A 19,402-nucleotide genomic window follows, 5' to 3' on the forward strand; every position below is an offset into this window, starting at 1 on the left:
CGTCGGCCGCGTTCACAACCAGGATCGCGCCGTCCATCTGCGCCGCACCGGTGATCATGTTTTTCACATAGTCAGCGTGGCCGGGGCAGTCGACGTGGGCGTAGTGACGGTTCTCGGTCTCATACTCAACGTGCGCGGTCGAGATGGTGATGCCGCGGGCCTTCTCTTCGGGCGCGCCGTCGATCTGGTCATACGCTTGGAAGTCACCGAAGTATTTGGTGATCGCCGCGGTCAGCGTGGTTTTACCGTGGTCAACGTGGCCGATCGTGCCTATGTTGACGTGCGGTTTGGTGCGTTCAAACTTTGCCTTTGCCATGGTGTTGGCTCCTTTTGGTCTTTCTCAATGGTGTATGCGCAGCACACACCCAACGATTTGGGTCGGCGCGCGGTTTCCCACGCGCCGATTTCCTTAAGCGAACTTGGCCTGAATCTCGTCCGAGATGTTCTGCGGCACGGGTTCGTAGTGGTCGAACTGCATGGTGAAGTTCGCACGACCCGACGACATCGAACGCAGGGTGTTGATGTAGCCGAACATGTTGGCCAGCGGCACGAAGGCGTCGATCGCGATGGCATTGCCGCGCGTATCTTGACCCTGCACCTGGCCCCGACGGGATGTCAGGTCACCGATGATGCCACCGGTGTATTCTTCCGGGGTCACAACTTCGACCTTCATGATCGGTTCCAGCAGCTTGGCGCCAGCTTTCTTCATGCCCTCGCGCATACCCATACGGGCGGCGATTTCGAAGGCCAGAACACTGGAGTCAACGTCGTGGAACTTACCGTCGATCAGGGCAACCTTGAAGTCGATGACCGGGAAGCCCGCAAGCGGACCAGAGTCCAGAACCGACTTGATCCCCTTTTCCACGCCTGGGATGTATTCCTTGGGAATGGCACCACCGACGATGCGGCTCTCAAAGGAGTAACCTTCGCCCGGCTCGGTCGGCGTCAGGATCATCTTGACCTCACCGAACTGACCCGAACCACCCGACTGTTTCTTATGGGTGTAGGTGATTTCGGCTTCGCGGCTGATGGTCTCACGGTAGGCAACCTGAGGCGCACCGATGTTCGCTTCAACCTTGAATTCGCGCTTCAGACGGTCGACGAGGATGTCGAGGTGAAGTTCGCCCATGCCCTTCATGATGGTCTGACCGGATTCCAGATCGGTCTCGACGCGGAAAGAGGGGTCCTCGGCGGCCAGACGGGCCAGACCTGCAGACATCTTTTCCTGGTCGGCCTTGGTTTTCGGCTCGACCGCGATCTCGATCACCGGATCGGGGAAGGTCATGGTTTCGAGGACGACCGGATCGTTCTGCGCGCAGAGCGTGTCACCGGTGGTGGTGTCCTTAAGACCCGCCAGCGCGATGATGTCGCCCGCGAAGGCCTCTTCGATTTCCTCGCGGTTGTTGGAGTGCATCATCATCATACGACCGACGCGCTCTTTCTTACCCTTGGTCGAGTTCAGAAGCGTGTCGCCCTTGCGCAGAACGCCCGAGTAGATGCGGGTGAAGGTCAGCGAGCCGACGAAGGGGTCGTTCATGATTTTGAACGCAAGGCCCGAGAACGCCATGTCGTCATCCGCGCGGCGCGGGATGTTGCGGGTCTCAGTTTCGTCGCCCGGCTTGAAGCCCATGTAGTCGACAACGTCCAGCGGGCTGGGCAAATAGTCGATCACAGCGTTCAAGAGCGGCTGAACACCTTTGTTCTTGAAGGCGGAGCCACAGAGAACGGGGATGAATTTGATGGCCAAAGTACCCTTGCGGATCAGGTCGCGCAGGGTGTCGACGTCGGGCTCGGCGCCGTCCATCAAGTAGTTTTCCATCGCCTCGTCGTCCATCTCGACCGCGGTCTCGATGAGCTTGGCACGCCATTCGTCGGCGGTCTCTTTCAGGCTGTCACGGATTTCGCGCTGTTCCCAGGCGGCACCAAGGTCTTCACCGGCCCAGACCCATTCCTTCATGGTCACGAGGTCGACGATGCCTTCCAGCTCGTTCTCGGCGCCGATCGGGATCTGGATCGGAGCAGGCGTGGCGCCTGTGCGATCCTTGATCATGTGCACGCAGTTGAAGAAGTCCGCGCCGATCTTGTCCATCTTGTTGACGAAAACGATACGCGGCACCTTGTAGCGGTCAGCCTGACGCCAGACGGTTTCGGTCTGCGGCTCAACGCCGGCGTTGGCGTCGAGAACGGCAACCGCGCCGTCGAGAACGGCCAGCGAACGCTCAACTTCGATGGTGAAGTCAACGTGGCCGGGGGTGTCAATGATGTTCATCCGGAACTTGGTGTCGGATGTCGCATCGGCTGTGGGCTCTTCCTGACGCTGCCAGAAAGTGGTGGTCGCGGCGGAGGTGATGGTGATGCCGCGCTCTTGTTCCTGCTCCATCCAGTCCATGGTTGCGGCGCCGTCATGCACCTCACCAATGTTGTGGCTTTTGCCGGTGTAGAACAGGATGCGTTCGGAACAAGTGGTTTTACCGGCATCGATGTGAGCCATGATGCCGAAGTTGCGGTAGCGTTGGAGCGGATAGTCGCGTGCCATGGGGCTGCTTCCTCGAAAATATCAGTACGAACGGATCGCGCCCGAAACCGGGCGCGACGTTGAGATTACCAGCGGTAGTGGCTGAACGCTTTGTTCGCGTCGGCCATCTTGTGCGTATCTTCGCGCTTTTTAACAGCGGTACCACGGGACTGCACAGCGTCCAGCAGCTCGCCGGCAAGGCGTTCTTCCATGGTGTTTTCGTTACGCGCACGGGCGGCTTTGATCAACCAGCGGATCGCCAGCGCCTGACGACGCTCGGGGCGCACTTCGACCGGCACCTGATAGGTGGCACCACCAACGCGGCGCGAACGAACTTCGACCGACGGCTGGATGTTTTCAAGCGCTTCGTGGAACACTTCGATCGGGGCGCGTTTGATTTTGTCTTCGACGCGGGTCATCGCGTTGTAGACGATGCGCTCGGCGACAGATTTCTTGCCGTCGATCATCAGGTTGTTCATGAATTTGGTGAGAACCAGATCGCCGTATTTGGCGTCTGGCAGGACTTCGCGTTTTTCAGCGGCGTGGCGGCGTGACATGTCAGTGTCTTCCTCTTGGCGGGTGGTGGGGCGTTGCCCCACCGAACATCGGGTGGATCGGCGGGGGCGGGCCCCACCGGTGCGAGATTACTTCGGACGCTTCGCGCCGTACTTCGAACGACGCTGCTTACGGTCTTTCACGCCCTGCGTATCAAGAACACCGCGCAGGATGTGGTAACGCACACCCGGAAGGTCTTTTACACGACCGCCGCGGATCAGAACCACGGAGTGTTCCTGAAGGTTGTGGCTCTCACCCGGGATGTAGGAGATCACTTCGAACCCATTGGTCAGGCGCACCTTGGCAACCTTACGCATCGCCGAGTTCGGCTTTTTCGGTGTGGTGGTGTACACGCGTGTGCAGACGCCGCGCTTTTGCGGGCACTCCTGCAGGTGCATGGATTTCGAACGTTTGACTTTCGGCTGCCGCGGCTTGCGGATCAGCTGTTGGATCGTTGGCATTCCGGTTATATCCCCGTATCGCTCAGATTGTGTACACGGGGGATCCCCCATGCGGCTAATTTCGGTTACTTCATGCGTCCACAAAGCAAAATGACCGCAACGTTCCCGTACCGAGGAAAACGACGCGGTGGGTTAACAGAGGATCGGGCCAGTAGTAGGCCGGATCGTGACCACTTCAGTTATGAATTCGGACTGGCAGAGCGGCCTCCACCTCCGTGATAGCGGGCGTATAGAGCGTTGCGCGGGGCCTGTCAACAGGTGCGCCCCGGAGGGGTCGCGGAGGTTTGCCGGGTGATGGCGTAGCGCCTGCGGCTTGGTTCCGGGCCCGGGTGGCACATTCCACCCTTGCCACGCCCCTGCCCCGCTCGCCATAGTCCGGCGAAGGACAGAAGGAAATCTCCATGCAAGCGATCGGCCTTTGCCGCTTTTCCTACCCGGCTTTGGGCGGCTTTCAAGTCGGCCACGAGACCACCGAGGAACGCATCGCCTATCTCTATGACGCGGCCCGGCTCGAAGAACGTTTCCGCCTGCTCGAAACCGTCGCGCTGCCCTGCCTGAAAGCGCAGACAGACCCGGACTTCTCGATCGTCTTCGTCATCGGCGACCAGTTCCCGGCGCCCCACGCCCGACGCCTCGAATCGTTGCTGGCCGATCTGCCGCAGGCGGTTATTCACCGCGAGCCACCGCGCAATCATCGGGAGGTGATGAAGGAGGTTCTCAACGCCGCGCGGATCAACCCGGCCGAGCCCTGCCTGCAATTCCGTTATGACGACGATGATGCCGTCTCGGTCGACTTCATCGCCCGGCTGCGCCAAACGGTCGCGCAAAGCGCGGGTCTGCTGAAAGGCCAGCGCTCCGTCGCCTTTGACTGGCCCAAGGGCTACATCGCGGAATTCGGACCGCAGGGCATCCGCGCCGCCGAAGTGTACCGCCCGCTCAACGTCGCGGCACTGGCGATGTATGTGAAGGGCGGCAGCCCACTCACCATCATGAATTTCGCCCATGAGAAATTGCCGCGCTTCATGCCCTGCGTCAGCCTGCCCGATGCGGCGATGTTCGTGCGCAGCCACAACGGCTCGAACGATTCGCGGCAGGGGTTGGCGCGGCATGTGGAAGTGGCCCCGCTGGATGCCGAAGGCGAAGCGCTGTTTCAGGAGCGTTTCGCCATCGACCAAGCTCAGGTGCGGCGCGTCTTCTCGGCCTGAACCTTCAACTTCCGCTCGCGGTAGAGGGTGAAGACCCCCATGGCCACCACGATCCCCGCGCCGATGAGGGTCAAGGCCCCCGGCCAGTCACCAAAGACGACCCAGCCCAGCAAGAGCGCCCAGAGTAGGCCGGTGTAGCGAAACGGCGCAATGAAGCCGATATCGCCGACCCGCATCACTTGGATCGAGAAGAAATAGCCGCCTAGCACAAAGACCCCTGAGCCGCCGATCAGCGCCCCGACCGAGGGCGTCACCGGGGCCCAAGGCGCGCTCAGCGACGCCAAGCCCGCCGCCGTCATCACCGACAGGGCGGTCACCAAGGTCACGGTCATCGAGGGCACCGCCGGTGACAAGGCGCGGGTCGACAGGTCACGGACCGTTACGCAGAGCACGGCGATCAGAACGTAAATCGACCAGATATTGAACCCTTCCGCCCCCGGTTTGACGATTAACAGCACGCCGCAGAAACCAATGCCGATGGCGACCAAACGCCGCCAGCCCACCGCCTGCCGGAACACCAGTGCTGCCGCGAGCGTCACCGAAAGCGGCACGACTTGAAGGATGGCGGTGACATTCGCCAAGGGCATGTTGAACAACGCGGTGAGAAAGAAATATGCCGCCGCGATCTCGGCCACCGAACGCAGGCCGATGACCTGCCAGTCCCGCGCTTGCAGCCGAAAATCGATCCGACCAAGCTGCCGACTAAGGGCCAAGATCAGGACCGAAGTCGTCACCCCGCGCAGGAACAACAGCTGAAACAGGGGCAGCGCCCCGTCGGTCATTTTGAGCAGCGTGTCGTTAAACGTGAAACAGGCCATCGAGGCGATCATCAGCAGCGCGCCGATGGTATTGGGGGACATGAAAGCGCTCCGGGAAAAATGGTGCGGCTTATATCACTGCCGCCCCCGAATGACTGGCAGCGGCTACGGGGGCTGTCAAGAACGGCGGCCCCCGCCACCCAGACTGGCGCGCTCTACTGGTTCGAAGCCTGCGCCACCGGCTGCTGCTGGCTGGCCAGAAGATTGCGCACCGTGCTGCGCAGCAACCCCGGCTCGACCGGCTTTTGCATCACCGTGGCCGCCAGATCGCGGAAGGCGTCATAGACCTCAAGATCGCGGGTGCGCCCGCTGAGAAAGATGATCGGCGTCCCGGCGATGGCCGGCTTCTCGCCAAACCGATGGGCCAGTTCCAACCCGCCCATATCCGGCATGGAAATATCGCTGATGATCAGGTCGGGCTTAAGATCATCGACCACTGCCAGCGCATCGCGGGCGTTCAGGCAGGAGACAAAGCTCAGCGACCTGTCGTCGGAAAAGATCATCTTGACCAGCTCCAGAACGATCGGGTCGTCGTCGATATGTAGAATGCGGGACGTCATCAAAGCACCTTACGACGGTTAAGCTTTTGCAAACCTATTCGGACTATGTGGCGGATATAAGGCTTTGGCCTCAGAAACCAGCCCCCCGGGGCGGTGTCTGGCCGCGGCATTTGCCCACCCCATAAAAAAGCCCCCGCAGCGTCACTGCGGGGGCTTTCGTTTTTCAATGCGGTGCTGCGATCAATCGCGGCTCTCGTCGTCACCGACCGGCGTGTTGAACACATCGCCACCGACGATGTCGTCCTCCACAGAGGCTTCCGGCGCGGCCAGACGGGCGGCGGCTTCGGCCTCTTCGCGGCGCGCTTCGATCACAACATTGTCGCGGTCTGTCGCCACTTTGCGCATCGCCTGCGTCGCGCCACCGGTCCCGGCGGGGATCAGACGGCCCACGATGACGTTCTCTTTCAGACCGACCAGCTTGTCCCGCTTGCCCTGAACCGAAGCTTCGGTCAGCACGCGCGTGGTTTCCTGGAAGGACGCGGCAGAGATGAAGCTGCGGGTTTGCAGCGACGCCTTGGTGATGCCCAAGAGGATCGGTTCGCCCTTGGCAGGACGGCCACCCTTTTTGAGCGCCTTCTCGTTGGCCTGATCGAACTCCTGCTTGTCGACGTGTTCACCCTTCAGCAGCGTGGTGTCGCCGCTTTCTTGGATTTCCCACTTCTGCAGCATCTGACGGACGATGACTTCGATGTGTTTGTCGTTAATCTTCACACCCTGCAGGCGGTAAACGTCCTGCACCTCGTCAATCATATACTCGGCCAAGGCCTCGACGCCCATGATCGCGAGGATGTCGTGCGGCGCGGGGTTGCCATCCATGATGTAGTCGCCCTTCTGCACGAAGTCGCCTTCGGCAACGGGGATGTGCTTCCCCTTGGGCACCATGTATTCAACCTTCACGTCCGGATCATCCGCGCTTTCGATCGCGATGCGACGCTTGTTCTTGTAGTCCTTGCCGAAGCGGACGTAGCCGTTGATTTCCGCAATGATGGCGTGATCCTTGGGGCGACGCGCCTCAAAGAGTTCGGCCACACGCGGCAGACCACCGGTAATGTCCTTGGTCTTGGCACCTTCACGCGGAATACGCGCGATGATGTCACCTGCCTGAACCTGCGTCTGGTCTTCGACAGAGAGAACCGCATCGACCGACATCGGATAGGTCACCGGGTTGCCCGCATCGTTGCGGACCGGTTCGCCATCTTCACCCACCAAGATGATCTCGGGCTTGAGCTCGTTGCCCTTGGGGGCCGCGCGCCAGTCGATCACGATCTTCTGGGTCATGCCGGTGGCTTCGTCGGTGTCTTCCTTGACCGCGATGCCCGAGACCAGGTCGACGTATTTGGTCGTACCGGGTTTCTCGGCAATGATCGGCAGGGTGTAAGGGTCCCATTCGAACAGCTTGTCACCGCGCGCCACGTCGTCGCCTTCTTTGACGTGCAGCTTGGTGCCGTAGCCGATCTTGTGGCTGGCCCGCTCCTCACCATTCTCATCGACGATCAACAGCTTCATGTTCCGGCCCATGACGAGCACTTCACCGGCGCTGTTCTCAAGCGTCTGCGCGTTCTCGAAAGCGACCTTGCCCGACTGGCTGGCCTCAAGGAAGGACTGCTGACCACCCTGCGCAACACCGCCGATGTGGAAGGTCCGCATCGTCAGCTGTGTACCGGGTTCACCAATCGACTGAGCCGCGATGATGCCGACGGCCTCACCTTGGTTGACCAGCGTGCCGCGTGCGAGGTCACGGCCATAGCACATGGCGCAGACGCCCTCTTCGGCATCACAGGTCAGCGGGCTGCGGATCCGTGCGGACTGCACGCCGGCTTCGTCGATGGCATCCGACATGCGCTCGTCGATCAACGTGCCTGCGGGCACCAGAACATCCTCGGTGCCGGGCACCAGAATGTCATCCGCCGCAACACGGCCCAGCATACGCTCGGCAAGCGAGGAGACAACCTCACCATCGTTGACAGCCGCTTCGGCGGTGATCGCGGTTTCGGTGCCGCAGTCATGCTCGCGCACGATGCAGTCCTGCGCCACGTCCACCAGTCGGCGTGTCAGGTAACCGGAGTTCGCTGTTTTAAGAGCGGTATCCGACAGACCTTTCCGCGCACCGTGGGTCGAGTTGAAGTACTCGAGAACGGTCAGACCTTCTTTAAAGTTCGAGATAATCGGCGTCTCGATGATATCGCCGTTCGGCTTCGCCATCAGGCCGCGCATCCCGCCCAGCTGTTTCATCTGCGTGACCGAGCCACGAGCACCGGAGTGAGCCATCATGTAGACCGAGTTCGGCTCTTTCTCGGAACCGTTCTCATGGTGAGTCACGGCGGAGATGGAGCCCATCATCGCCTCGGTCACCTTGTCGTTACACTTCGACCATGCATCGACGACTTTGTTGTACTTTTCGCCCTGAGTGATCAGGCCGTCCATATACTGCTGTTCAAAGTCCTTCACCTGCTCGCGGGTCTCTTCAACCAGCGGCCATTTGGTGTCGGGGATCAGCATGTCGTCTTTGCCGAAGGAGATGCCCGCTTTGAAAGCTTCGCGGAAACCCATGGTCATGATCTGGTCACAGAAGATGACCGACTCTTTCTGACCGCAGTAACGGTAGACGGTGTCGATGACCTGCTGCACTTCTTTCTTGCGCAGCAGACGGTTGACCAGATCAAACGGCGCTTTGGCGTTCAGCGGCAGAAGCGCACCAAGACGGATACGACCGGGGGTCGTGTCAAAGCGCATCATCACTTCGTTGCCTTCAGCGTCGATCTGTTTGATCCGCGCCTTGATCTTCGAGTGCAGGTGAACCGCACCGGCGTCGAGGGCGTGCTGCACCTCGTCGACGGAGCCGAAGACCATGCCTTCGCCAACCATGCCTTCGCGCTCGAGGGTCGTGTAGTAGAGACCCAAGATCATATCCTGCGACGGCACGATGATCGGCGCGCCGTTGGCGGGCGACAGAACGTTGTTCGTGGACATCATCAGAACACGCGCTTCCAACTGGGCTTCCAGCGAGAGCGGGACGTGAACGGCCATCTGGTCACCGTCGAAGTCGGCGTTGAAGGCCGAGCAGACCAGCGGGTGCAGCTGGATCGCCTTGCCTTCGATCAGGACGGGTTCAAACGCCTGAATGCCCAGACGGTGCAGCGTCGGCGCGCGGTTGAGCATGACGGGGTGCTCACGGATCACCTCATCAAGAATGTCCCAAACCTCGGGGCGCTCTTTCTCGACCAGTTTCTTGGCCTGTTTCACGGTGGAGGACAGACCTTTGGCTTCAAGCCGCGAGTAGATGAACGGCTTGAACAGTTCCAAGGCCATCTTCTTGGGCAGACCACATTGATGCAGCTTCAACTCCGGGCCGGTCACGATGACCGAACGGCCCGAGAAGTCGACGCGCTTACCCAAAAGGTTCTGACGGAAGCGGCCCTGCTTGCCTTTCAGCATGTCCGACAGCGACTTCAGCGGGCGCTTGTTGGCACCGGTGATGACGCGGCCACGGCGACCGTTGTCGAAGAGTGCGTCGACCGATTCCTGCAGCATCCGCTTTTCGTTGCGGACGATAATGTCGGGCGCGCGCAGTTCGATCAGGCGCTTGAGGCGGTTGTTCCGGTTGATCACGCGGCGATACAGGTCGTTGAGGTCCGAGGTCGCGAAACGGCCACCGTCCAGCGGCACCAGCGGGCGCAGCTCAGGCGGGATGACCGGGATCACGGTCATGACCATCCACTCCGGACGGTTGCCGGATTCAAGGAAGCTCTCGACCACTTTCAGACGCTTGATGATCTTCTTGGGCTTCAGCTCGCCTGTCGCCTCTTTCAGATCGGCGCGCAGGTTCTCGGCTTCGGCTTCAAGGTCGATCGCCGCCAGCATTTCGCGGATCGCTTCGGCGCCGATGTTGGCGGTGAAGGCGTCCATGCCATAGGCGTCTTGCGCGTCCATATATTCTTCTTCGGTCATCATCTGACCGTATTGAAGATCGGTGAGGCCCGGCTCGATCACCACGTAGTTTTCGAAGTAGAGCACGCGCTCCAGATCACGCAGGGTCATGTCCAGCATCAGGCCGATGCGCGAGGGCAGCGACTTGAGGAACCAGATGTGCGCCACCGGCGAGGCCAGTTCGATGTGGCCCATACGCTCACGGCGGACCTTTTGCAGCGTGACTTCCACACCGCATTTTTCGCAGACGACGCCGCGATACTTCATGCGCTTATATTTGCCGCAAAGGCATTCGTAGTCTTTGATCGGGCCAAAGATACGTGCGCAGAACAGGCCGTCACGCTCGGGCTTGAACGTGCGGTAGTTGATGGTTTCCGGCTTCTTGATCTCACCGAAGGACCAGCTCAGGATCCGCTCGGGCGAGGCTAAGGAGACCTTGATTTCGTCAAACGCTTTTTGCGGCGTCAGCGGGTTGAACGGGTTGTTTGTCAGTTCCTGGTTCATTTTCAAATCCTTGAAAGGGGTGCGTTGGGAGGGGACGGCCCCGTTTTCTTTCAAAGAAAACGGGGCGGAATTTTTGAAAAATTCCGTTTACCGCCTCACTCATCCTCCTCCGCATCCAGGAGTTCCATATTCAGGCCGAGGCCGCGCACTTCCTTGACGAGAACGTTAAAGCTCTCAGGAATGCCCGCTTCGAAGTTATCCTCGCCCTTGACGATGCTTTCATAGACCTTGGTCCGGCCCGCGACGTCATCCGACTTGACGGTCAGCATTTCCTGCAGGGTGTAGGCGGCGCCATAGGCTTCCAGAGCCCAGACCTCCATCTCACCGAAGCGCTGGCCACCGAACTGCGCCTTACCACCCAGCGGCTGCTGTGTGACGAGGCTGTACGGCCCAGTCGAACGCGCGTGGATCTTGTCGTCCACCAGGTGGTGCAACTTCAGCAGGTACTTCACGCCGACGGTCACCGGACGCGCGAACTGCTCGCCTGTCCGACCATCGAAGAGCACCGACTGACCGGAGGTGTCGAACCCGGCCCGCTTGAGGCTGTCGTTCACGTCCGCTTCCTTGGCGCCGTCGAAGACCGGTGTGGCGATCGGCACGCCGCGGCGTACGTTGTCAGCCGCTTCCAGCAGCGTGTCCTCGTCCATGCCGGTGATGCCCTCTTCGTAGACATCCTCGCCATAGGCCAGCTGCATCGCTTCGCGCACCGGCGTCAGGTCGCCCGAGCGGCGGTATTCCTGCAGCGCCTCATCAACGTTCAGGCCCAGACCGCGTGCGGCCCACCCCATATGCGTCTCGAGGATCTGACCGACGTTCATCCGCGACGGCACGCCGAGCGGGTTGAGGCAGAAGTCGACCGGGGTACCATCGGCGAGGAACGGCATGTCCTCCATCGGCACCACTTTCGAGATCACACCCTTGTTCCCGTGACGACCGGCCATCTTGTCGCCCGGCTGCAGCTTGCGCTTCACCGCCACGAACACTTTGACCATCTTCATCACGCCCGGGGGCAGATCGTCGCCACGGCGGACCTTCTCGACCTTGTCCTCGAAACGTGCATCCAAGGTCCGCTTCTGGATCTCGTACTGCTCGTTCAGAGCCTCGACGATCTTGGCGTCATCCTCGTCTTCGAGAGCCAGCTGCCACCACTGACCGCGGGTCAGGGTTTCCAGCAGTTCCTCGGTGATCTGGCTGTTCGCCTTCACGCCTTTCGGGCCTTTCACGGCGACCTTGCCGAGGATCATGTCCTTGAGACGCGCGTAGATGTTGCGGTCGAGGATCGCCAGCTCGTCGTCCCGGTCACGGGCCAGACGTTCGACTTCCTCACGCTCGATCTGCAGCGCACGTTCGTCTTTCTCGACGCCGTGACGGTTGAAGACGCGGACTTCAACGACGGTGCCGAAGTCGCCCGGCTTCACCCGCAACGAGGTGTCGCGCACGTCCGAGGCTTTCTCACCAAAGATGGCGCGCAGAAGCTTTTCTTCCGGCGTCATCGGGCTTTCGCCTTTGGGCGTGATCTTGCCGACAAGGATGTCGCCCGGCTCCACGTCCGCACCAATGTAGACGATTCCCGCTTCGTCGAGGTTGCGCAGGGCTTCCTCGCCGACGTTCGGAATGTCGCGGGTGATCTCTTCCGGCCCGAGCTTGGTGTCACGCGCGGCGACTTCGAATTCCTCAATGTGGATCGAGGTGAAGACGTCGTCGCGGGAAATCCGCTCGGAGATCAGGATGGAGTCTTCGTAGTTGTAGCCATTCCACGGCATGAAGGCGACGACGACGTTCTTGCCGAGCGCCAGTTCCCCCATGTCGGTCGACGGACCGTCCGCGATGACCTGACCCTTGGTGACCTTCTCGCCCACTTTCACCAGCGGACGCTGGTTGATGCAGGTGTTCTGGTTCGAGCGCTGGAACTTGCGCATGCGGTAGATGTCCACACCCGCGTCGCCTAGCTCGAGGTCTTCGGTGGCCCGGATCACGATACGCGACGCATCGACCTGGTCGATGATGCCAGCGCGGCGCGCGGTATAGGCCGCACCCGAGTCGCGTGCCACGACCTCTTCGATGCCGGTGCCGACAAGCGGCGCCTCGGCTTGCAGAAGCGGCACGGCCTGACGTTGCATGTTCGAGCCCATCAGAGCGCGGTTCGCGTCGTCGTTCTCGAGGAACGGGATCAGCGAGGCGGCGACGGAGACCAACTGCTTCGGGCTCACGTCGATCAGGTCCACGTTCTCGGTCGGTGCCAGCGTGTAGTCGCCGGACTGACGGGTCGAGACCATCTCGTTCACGAACTTCATGTCGTCGTCGAGGTTGGCGTTCGCCTGCGCCACGGTGTGACGCATTTCCTCGGTCGCGGACATGTAGTGCACCTCGTCGGTGACCTTGCTGTCCTTCACGACGCGGTAAGGCGTTTCGATGAAGCCGTATTTGTTCACGCGGGCAAAGGTGGCCAGCGAGTTGATCAGACCGATGTTCGGGCCTTCCGGCGTCTCAATCGGGCACATCCGGCCATAGTGTGTCGGGTGCACGTCGCGCACCTCGAAGCCCGCACGTTCACGGGTCAGACCGCCCGGCCCAAGCGCCGAAAGACGACGCTTGTGCGTCACTTCCGACAGCGGGTTCGTCTGGTCCATGAACTGCGACAGCTGCGAGGAGCCAAAGAATTCACGCACCGCAGCCGCGGCGGGCTTGGCGTTGATCAGGTCCTGCGGCATCACGGTGTCGATCTCGACCGAGGACATACGCTCCTTGATCGCGCGCTCCATGCGCAGCAGGCCTACGCGGTACTGGTTTTCCATCAGCTCGCCGACCGAGCGCACACGGCGGTTGCCGAGGTGGTCGATGTCGTCAATGTCGCCGCGGCCATCGCGCAGGTCCACCAGCGCCTTGATGCAGGCGACGATATCGTCACGGTCCAGCGTGCGCTGCGTGTCGGGCTTGTCGAGCGCCAGACGCATGTTCATCTTCACACGGCCCACGGCAGAAAGGTCGTAACGCTCGGAGTCGAAGAACAGCGTGTCGAAGAGCGCGGAGGCGGCCTCGACGGTGGGCGGCTCGCCCGGGCGCATGACGCGGTAGATGTCCATGAGCGCGGTGTCGCGGTTCATGTTCTTGTCCATCGCCATGGTGTTGCGCATGTAGGGACCGACGTTGACGTTGTCGATGTCCAGCAGCGGAATCTCGGTGATGCCCGCGTCGATCAGCTCTTTCGCGGTGCCGCCGATCAGCGTACCGTCCTTGTCGTATTCCAGCGTCAGCTCGTCACCGGCCTCGACGTAGATCGCACCGGTTTCCTCGTTGATGATGTCACGGGCGACGAACTTGCCAACGATGTGGTCGAAGGGCAGGAGCAGTTCCTTGACCTTGCCTTCGTCCAACAGCTTCTTGACGGCACGGGGGGTGACCTTCTTGCCGGCCTCGAAAAGGATCTCGCCGGTGTTGGCGTCGATCAGATCATAGGTCGGACGGGTGCCGCGCACGCGGTCGGGGAAGAAGGGCGCAACCCAACCCTTGTTCTTCTCCAGCTTGAAGGTGACGGTGTTGTAATAGGCATTCATGATGCCTTCCTGGTCCAGCCCCAGGGCATAGAGCAGGGTCGTCACTGGCAGCTTGCGGCGACGGTCGATGCGGGCATAGACGATGTCCTTGGCGTCGAACTCGAAGTCCAGCCAGGAGCCGCGGTAGGGGATAATGCGGCAGGCGAAGAGCAGCTTGCCCGAGGAGTGGGTCTTGCCCTTGTCGTGGTCAAAGAACACGCCCGGGGAGCGGTGCATCTGGGAGACGATCACACGCTCGGTGCCGTTGACGACGAAGGTGCCGTTCGGGGTCATCAGGGGCATGTCGCCCATGAAGACGTCCTGCTCTTTGATGTCCTTGACGGACTTCGCACCAGTGTCCTCGTCCACATCGAACACGATGAGCCGCAGGGTCACTTTCAGCGGCGCGCTATAGGTCATGTCGCGCTGCTGGCATTCCTCAACGTCGTACTTGGGCTTTTCCAGCTCGTACTTGACGTATTCGAGTACCGAAGTCTCGTTAAAGTCCTTGATCGGGAAGACCGACTGGAAAACGCCCGTGATCCCCTCACCATCGGTGGGGGTCTCGGCGTCGCCGGAATTCAAGAACAGATCATAGGAGGATTTCTGAACCTCGATGAGGTTCGGCATCTCCAGCACTTCGCGGATCTTGCCGTAATATTTACGCAGACGTTTCTGGCCAAGGAAGGATTGTGCCATGTGTCGTGTCACCTTTCGTGTCTCTCGCCGAGCGCATCAACCACCGGGGCCGTGGTGCGCGCCCATAAGAGCGGAAAATCCGGGTCAATTCTTGGAATGCGTCCCACTGCACCCCTTCCGACCTTGGACCTCTCCAGAGAAATGCTCCCGCGGGGAACATTCGTCAAAACAGGTCAGGCTGGACAGGAAAATTCCCGTCCAGCCCTTGTTCATGCGTGGTGCGTGAGAACACGCACCTCTGGCTTAGGCCAGCTCGACTTCGGCGCCAGCTGCTTCCAGCTTGCCTTTGATGTCTTCGGCTTCGGCTTTGTCGACGCCTTCTTTGATCTTGCCACCGGCTTCGACCAGGTCTTTGGCTTCTTTCAGGCCGAGACCTGTGATGCCGCGGACTTCCTTGATCACGTTGATCTTGGATGCGCCGGCGTTCTTCAGAACGACGTCGAATTCGGTCTTTTCTTCTTCGGCAGCGCCACCTTCAGCAGGGCCGGCCATCATCACTGCGCCGCCAGCGGCGGGCTCGATGCCGTACTCGTCTTTCAGGATGGTTTTCAGTTCTTGTGCTTCAAGCAGAGTCAGACCAACGATGTCTTCTGCCAGTTTTTTCAGATCAGCCATGTTTAGCTCTTTCCGTTACGATATGTGTGTTCCAACGCGTGTGTTCAACCCGTGCGCCAGTTTGACGATTTGCCTTACGCAGCCGCCTTGTCCTCGATGGTGGACAAGATGGATGCGATGTTGCTTGCAGGTGCGCCAATGGCCCCGGCGATGTTCGAAGCAGGTGCGCCGAGCATGCCCGCGATGGAGGAGATAAGCTCCTCGCGCGAAGGCATTTTCGACACGGCTTCGACACCGGCGGCGTCCAACGCGTTCTCACCCATTGCGCCGCCGAGGATAACAAGCTTGCTGTTTTCCTTGGCGAACTCCTGAGCAACCTTGGCCGCGGCCACAGGATCCTCAGAGTAGGTCAGAACGGTCATACCCGTCAGAAGGTCAGCAATGCTTTCGCATGGCTTGCCCTCAAGGGCGATCTTGGCAAGCCTGTTTTTGGCAACACGCACGGCCCCACCGGCTGCGCGTGCGCGCGCCCGAAGGTCCTGCATTTCGGCAACTGTCAAACCGACGTAGTGGCTAACCACAACGACGCCAGAGCTTTCAAAGATTTGGCCGAGTTCGTCGACCAACTGTTCTTTTTGTGCTCTATCCACAGTTTCACTCCAAATTTGGGGGTTGCCCCCCGGCTCAGTTCAGGATGCGGTCTTCTGCACCCCATTCGGGTCCAATGTCAGGGTCCCGGCCAAAACCGCCCGAAGGCAGGAATTTCCGGTTTCCCATCTCAGGAAGGAATTATTCAGGCCAAAGCCCAAACCCTCCGTCTCGGACAGACGCGCGGACCGATCTTCTGGTCCTTGCGTATCTGGCGACCGAAGCCGCCAAATCTCGGGTCGTAAGGTGGGAGACTGGCCCCCACCCCACAGGATCACTCGGCAGTCGCGTTCTCGACAGCGACCGACACGCCCGGGCCCATCGTGGAGCTCAGGTTGATCTTTTTCATGTAGGTGCCCTTGGCACCGGCCGGCTTGGCTTTGGACACGGCGCCGACGAAGGCACGGATGTTCTCAACCAGCTTGGCTTCGTCGAAGGACAGTTTGCCAACGCCTGCGTGGACGACACCGCCCTTTTCGGCTTTGAACTGCACTTCGCCACCCTTGGCCGCTTTCACGGCGTCAGCGACGTCCATGGTCACGGTGCCAACCTTGGGGTTCGGCATCAGGTTGCGCGGGCCAAGCACTTTACCCAGACGGCCAACGATCGGCATCATGTCAGGTGTCGCGATGCAACGATCGAAATCGATCTTGCCGGACTGCACGGTTTCCATCAGGTCCTCTGCGCCAACGATATCTGCGCCCGCCTTTTCGGCTTCTTCAGCTTTCGCGCCACGGGCGAAGACGGCAACGCGCATGGTTTTGCCGGTGCCATTGGGCAGGCCGACAACACCGCGGACCATCTGGTCCGCGTGACGCGGGTCAACACCGAGGTTCATCGCGATCTCGATGGTCTCGTCGAACTTCGCGCTGGCGTTCGATTTGATGAGGCTTACCGCTTCTTCAACAGTGATCTCTTCTTTGCCAGCAAAAGCTTCACGGGCGGCGCGGGTGCGTTTTCCAAGTTTTGCCATCTTACTTCACCTCGATGCCCATGGACTTCGCGGAGCCCAGGATGATTTTCATCGCCGCTTCCACGTCGTTCGCGGACAGGTCGGCGGCTTTTGCTTCTGCGATCTCGCGCAGCTGCTTGGTGGTCACGGTGCCGACAGTCTCACGGCTCGGCGTTTTCGCGCCGGAGTTCACCTTGGCAGCTTTCTTCAGGTAGTAGGACGCCGGGGGCGTCTTGATGTCCATGGTGAAGGACTTGTCCTGATAGTAGCTGATCACGGTGGGGCACGGTGCGCCCGGCTCCATGTCTGCGGTCTTGGCGTTGAACGCCTTGCAGAATTCCATGATGTTGATGCCGCGCTGACCGAGGGCGGGACCCACGGGCGGGGACGGGTTTGCTTGACCCGCTTTAACTTGCAACTTCATCGTACCGACGAGTTTCTTGGCCATTGGCCTTCTCCTTTCAACACCTTTGGGGCGCGCCCCGCGGGTTCTTCGTTGCGTGGTGCGGGCCTAGGCGCCGCGGCGCCCGTCCCTCCCACAATGACCGGCGCCCTCAGGTGCCGGGATGGCGGGGTTAACCCCGCCGCACACTCAGACCTGTTTGTTGACCTGAGTGAATTCCAATTCGACCGGGGTCTCCCGGCCAAAGATCGAGACCGAAACCTTGAGACGCTGGTTCTCGTCGTCGACCTCTTCGATCATGCCGTCGAAATCCTCGAAAGGACCATCGGCGACTTTCACTTTTTCACCGACCTCGAAGTGGATCAGCGTGCGCGGCGCCTCTTCGCCTTCCTGCACGCGACCCAAGATCGCCTGAACCTCGGCATCGCGCATCGGCATCGGGCGGCCCTGCGGGCCAAGGAAGCCAGTGACGCGGTTGATCGAGTTGATCAGGTGATAGCCCGCGTCGGACATCTCCATATGCACCAGCACATAGCCGGGCATGAAGCGACGCTCGGTTGTCACCTTCTTGCCGCGCCGGACCTCGATCACCTCTTCGGTGGGCACCAGCACTTCGTCGATCTGGTCTTCAAGCTCCTGCTCGGCCACGGACGCGCGGATCTGCTCGGCGATCTTCTTTTCGAAGTTCGACAGGACACTGACCGAATACCACCGTTTTGCCATCTGAACTCTGGTCCCTGTCTTGCCATGCGGGCTGCCCCGGCATGAAATTCGTCAATCAACACGGGGCCAAGCCCCGCAACATCTGAACAAAAAATCGGCGCGCAACTCGAATCGCCGCACGCCCTTTTCAGGTCAGGTCTGCGCAATAGCCCGCGCAGACGCAGCTTTCAAGGGTGTAAAGATAAAATCACCCATGCGGGCGGTGCTCAGCCGAACATCCCAAGGATCTGCTGCAAGCCGCCGCGGATCAGGATATCGACAATTGCAAAGAAAACAGCCGTCAGCGCGGCAAGGATAAAGACCATCACCGTGGTCAGCATCACTTCGCGCTTTGTTGGCCAAACAACCTTTGCAACTTCGGTGCGAACCTGCTGGATGAACTGAAGCGGATTGGTGGTGGCCATGACATCTTTCCCTGTTGCCCGATTGGGCGGATGTAACGGGTCCGCACCCTAGTTTCAAGACGTCTTCGCGCGCGCCTCAGGCTTCCGGGTCGCGCAGACGATCGAACCGGCGGTCAAGCGCCGCGTCGTGCCGCGCTTCAGCCGCTGCCATCTCGCCAAAGTCAGGAAGATACAGCCCGTCGACGGTGCCTTCGGGGAATCGGTCAAGCACGGCGTCCCATTTCATCGCGAAAGCATCCAACCGCGCATGAAGTGCCGCCGCACGCTCCGGCCGCCGCGCGGCATACCAGCGGCCAAGCGCCATCGCCCGTTGCCAGAACCCGTCGTAGCCAAGGGCGAGGAAGACCCCCAACACGACAAACACTGTAACGAATAGCACGCCGAACACCAACCAAGGGCGTAGAACCACCGCCAGCGCCAGAAGGCTGAGGATCACCGCCCGGGCCGGAGGACGTTTCGCAGTACGCTTACGGCGCGATGGCTTCCTGATATCAACTTCTACGGCCTCCGGCTCCGGCAAGTCCGGAAAAGCCACGCGCCGCGGCCGCCGAGGGGACACCGGCGGCTCTGCCGCGCCCGAACCGGCGCGTGGGTCCTTAGCACTCTCCGCATCTGCCATGACATTTCGAATCGCAGACATCGCGGCGGGGTCCAGCTCGGACGAAGAAGGGGCAGCCTTTTCAATGGGGGACGTCATATCAGTCTCTCTACGCAGTTGCGAAAGAGTTACTGATCCATTGCGCCAAGTGAAGGGCGGAAAATAGACAGTTATTGGGCATCACACCCTCAAACGCAGAACCGCCGCAGCTTTGAGCTGCGGCGGTTTTGTTAATCTGATCATCGTAGAGAGATACTGTAGTCTAGGAACTTATTAGGTTTGGCGATGACCTACTCTCCCACGTCTTAAGACGCAGTACCATCGGCGCTACGGCACTTAACG

At 60.5% G+C, this 19,402-nt stretch carries 16 protein-coding genes; 1 reads left to right on the top strand and 15 read right to left on the bottom strand.

The window, feature by feature from the left end; genetic code table 11:
• From J7392_RS23680 to rpsL, 4 genes are all read right to left on the bottom strand, one after another.
• Positions 1 to 316, bottom strand: a 316-nt coding sequence (locus J7392_RS23680; protein WP_209216506.1) for a GTP-binding protein, incomplete at its 3' end; no start/stop codon positions are given.
• Between the two features lie 93 nt (positions 317 to 409).
• Positions 410 to 2,536, bottom strand: coding sequence for an elongation factor G (gene fusA / locus J7392_RS23685; protein WP_209219795.1), 2,127 nt, complete (start codon positions 2,534 to 2,536; stop codon positions 410 to 412).
• Between the two features lie 65 nt (positions 2,537 to 2,601).
• Entirely contained in the window at positions 2,602 to 3,072 is a 471-nt protein-coding gene (gene rpsG, locus J7392_RS23690; RefSeq protein WP_067267956.1) for a 30S ribosomal protein S7, read from the bottom strand.
• A gap of 87 nt (positions 3,073 to 3,159) precedes the next feature.
• A complete protein-coding gene (gene rpsL, locus J7392_RS23695) occupies positions 3,160 to 3,531 on the bottom strand; it encodes a 30S ribosomal protein S12 (protein WP_007118826.1) in 372 nt (123 codons plus the stop codon).
• 401 nt (positions 3,532 to 3,932) lie between these two features.
• On the opposite strand from rpsL, the gene J7392_RS23700 reads away from it, so the two are divergent.
• Positions 3,933 to 4,736, top strand: coding sequence for a putative rhamnosyl transferase (locus J7392_RS23700; protein ID WP_209219796.1), 804 nt, complete (start codon positions 3,933 to 3,935; stop codon positions 4,734 to 4,736).
• Here the strand turns inward: J7392_RS23700 and J7392_RS23705 are convergent.
• The 11 genes from J7392_RS23705 to J7392_RS23755 all read right to left on the bottom strand — a co-directional run bounded on the left by J7392_RS23705 (position 4,709) and on the right by J7392_RS23755 (position 19,159).
• Positions 4,709 to 5,596 (bottom strand): DMT family transporter, encoded by an 888-nt coding sequence (locus J7392_RS23705; protein WP_209219797.1) that lies wholly within the window; start codon positions 5,594 to 5,596, stop codon positions 4,709 to 4,711. The two genes, J7392_RS23700 and J7392_RS23705, sit on opposite strands and share 28 nt — an antisense overlap.
• Before the next feature lie 113 nt (positions 5,597 to 5,709).
• Complete coding sequence (locus J7392_RS23710) at positions 5,710 to 6,114, bottom strand: response regulator (protein ID WP_209219798.1); 405 nt, start codon at positions 6,112 to 6,114, stop codon at positions 5,710 to 5,712.
• Positions 6,115 to 6,294: 180 nt separating this feature from the next.
• Complete coding sequence (rpoC, locus tag J7392_RS23715; RefSeq protein ID WP_209219799.1) at positions 6,295 to 10,545, bottom strand: DNA-directed RNA polymerase subunit beta'; 4,251 nt, start codon at positions 10,543 to 10,545, stop codon at positions 6,295 to 6,297.
• 95 nt (positions 10,546 to 10,640) lie between these two features.
• Entirely contained in the window at positions 10,641 to 14,777 is a 4,137-nt protein-coding gene (gene rpoB, locus J7392_RS23720) for a DNA-directed RNA polymerase subunit beta (RefSeq protein ID WP_168612832.1), read from the bottom strand.
• 243 nt (positions 14,778 to 15,020) lie between these two features.
• Positions 15,021 to 15,392 (bottom strand): 50S ribosomal protein L7/L12, encoded by a 372-nt coding sequence (rplL, locus tag J7392_RS23725; protein WP_067267945.1) that lies wholly within the window; start codon positions 15,390 to 15,392, stop codon positions 15,021 to 15,023.
• A gap of 74 nt (positions 15,393 to 15,466) precedes the next feature.
• Entirely contained in the window at positions 15,467 to 15,982 is a 516-nt protein-coding gene (gene rplJ / locus J7392_RS23730) for a 50S ribosomal protein L10 (RefSeq protein WP_067267943.1), read from the bottom strand.
• Between the two features lie 272 nt (positions 15,983 to 16,254).
• Positions 16,255 to 16,953 carry a 50S ribosomal protein L1 gene (rplA, locus tag J7392_RS23735; protein WP_209219800.1) on the bottom strand — a complete coding sequence of 233 codons (699 nt, stop codon included), beginning with the start codon at positions 16,951 to 16,953 and terminating at the stop codon, positions 16,255 to 16,257.
• Between the two features lies 1 nt (position 16,954).
• Positions 16,955 to 17,380: a 50S ribosomal protein L11 gene (rplK, locus tag J7392_RS23740; protein ID WP_067267940.1), complete on the bottom strand. Its 426-nt coding sequence runs from the start codon at positions 17,378 to 17,380 to the stop codon at positions 16,955 to 16,957.
• A 144-nt stretch (positions 17,381 to 17,524) separates the two neighbouring features.
• The gene (gene nusG, locus J7392_RS23745; protein ID WP_067264099.1) at positions 17,525 to 18,058 is read right to left on the bottom strand and encodes a transcription termination/antitermination protein NusG; all 534 of its coding nucleotides are present in this window, start codon (positions 18,056 to 18,058) and stop codon (positions 17,525 to 17,527) included.
• A gap of 206 nt (positions 18,059 to 18,264) precedes the next feature.
• Positions 18,265 to 18,462 (bottom strand): preprotein translocase subunit SecE, encoded by a 198-nt coding sequence (gene secE, locus J7392_RS23750; protein ID WP_007118815.1) that lies wholly within the window; start codon positions 18,460 to 18,462, stop codon positions 18,265 to 18,267.
• Between the two features lie 76 nt (positions 18,463 to 18,538).
• Positions 18,539 to 19,159 (bottom strand): hypothetical protein, encoded by a 621-nt coding sequence (locus tag J7392_RS23755; RefSeq protein ID WP_209219801.1) that lies wholly within the window; start codon positions 19,157 to 19,159, stop codon positions 18,539 to 18,541.
• Positions 19,160 to 19,402: the final 243 nt, after the last annotated feature.

This window comes from Sulfitobacter sp. R18_1, from assembly GCF_017743915.1.
Lineage (GTDB): Bacteria > Pseudomonadota > Alphaproteobacteria > Rhodobacterales > Rhodobacteraceae > Sulfitobacter > Sulfitobacter faviae.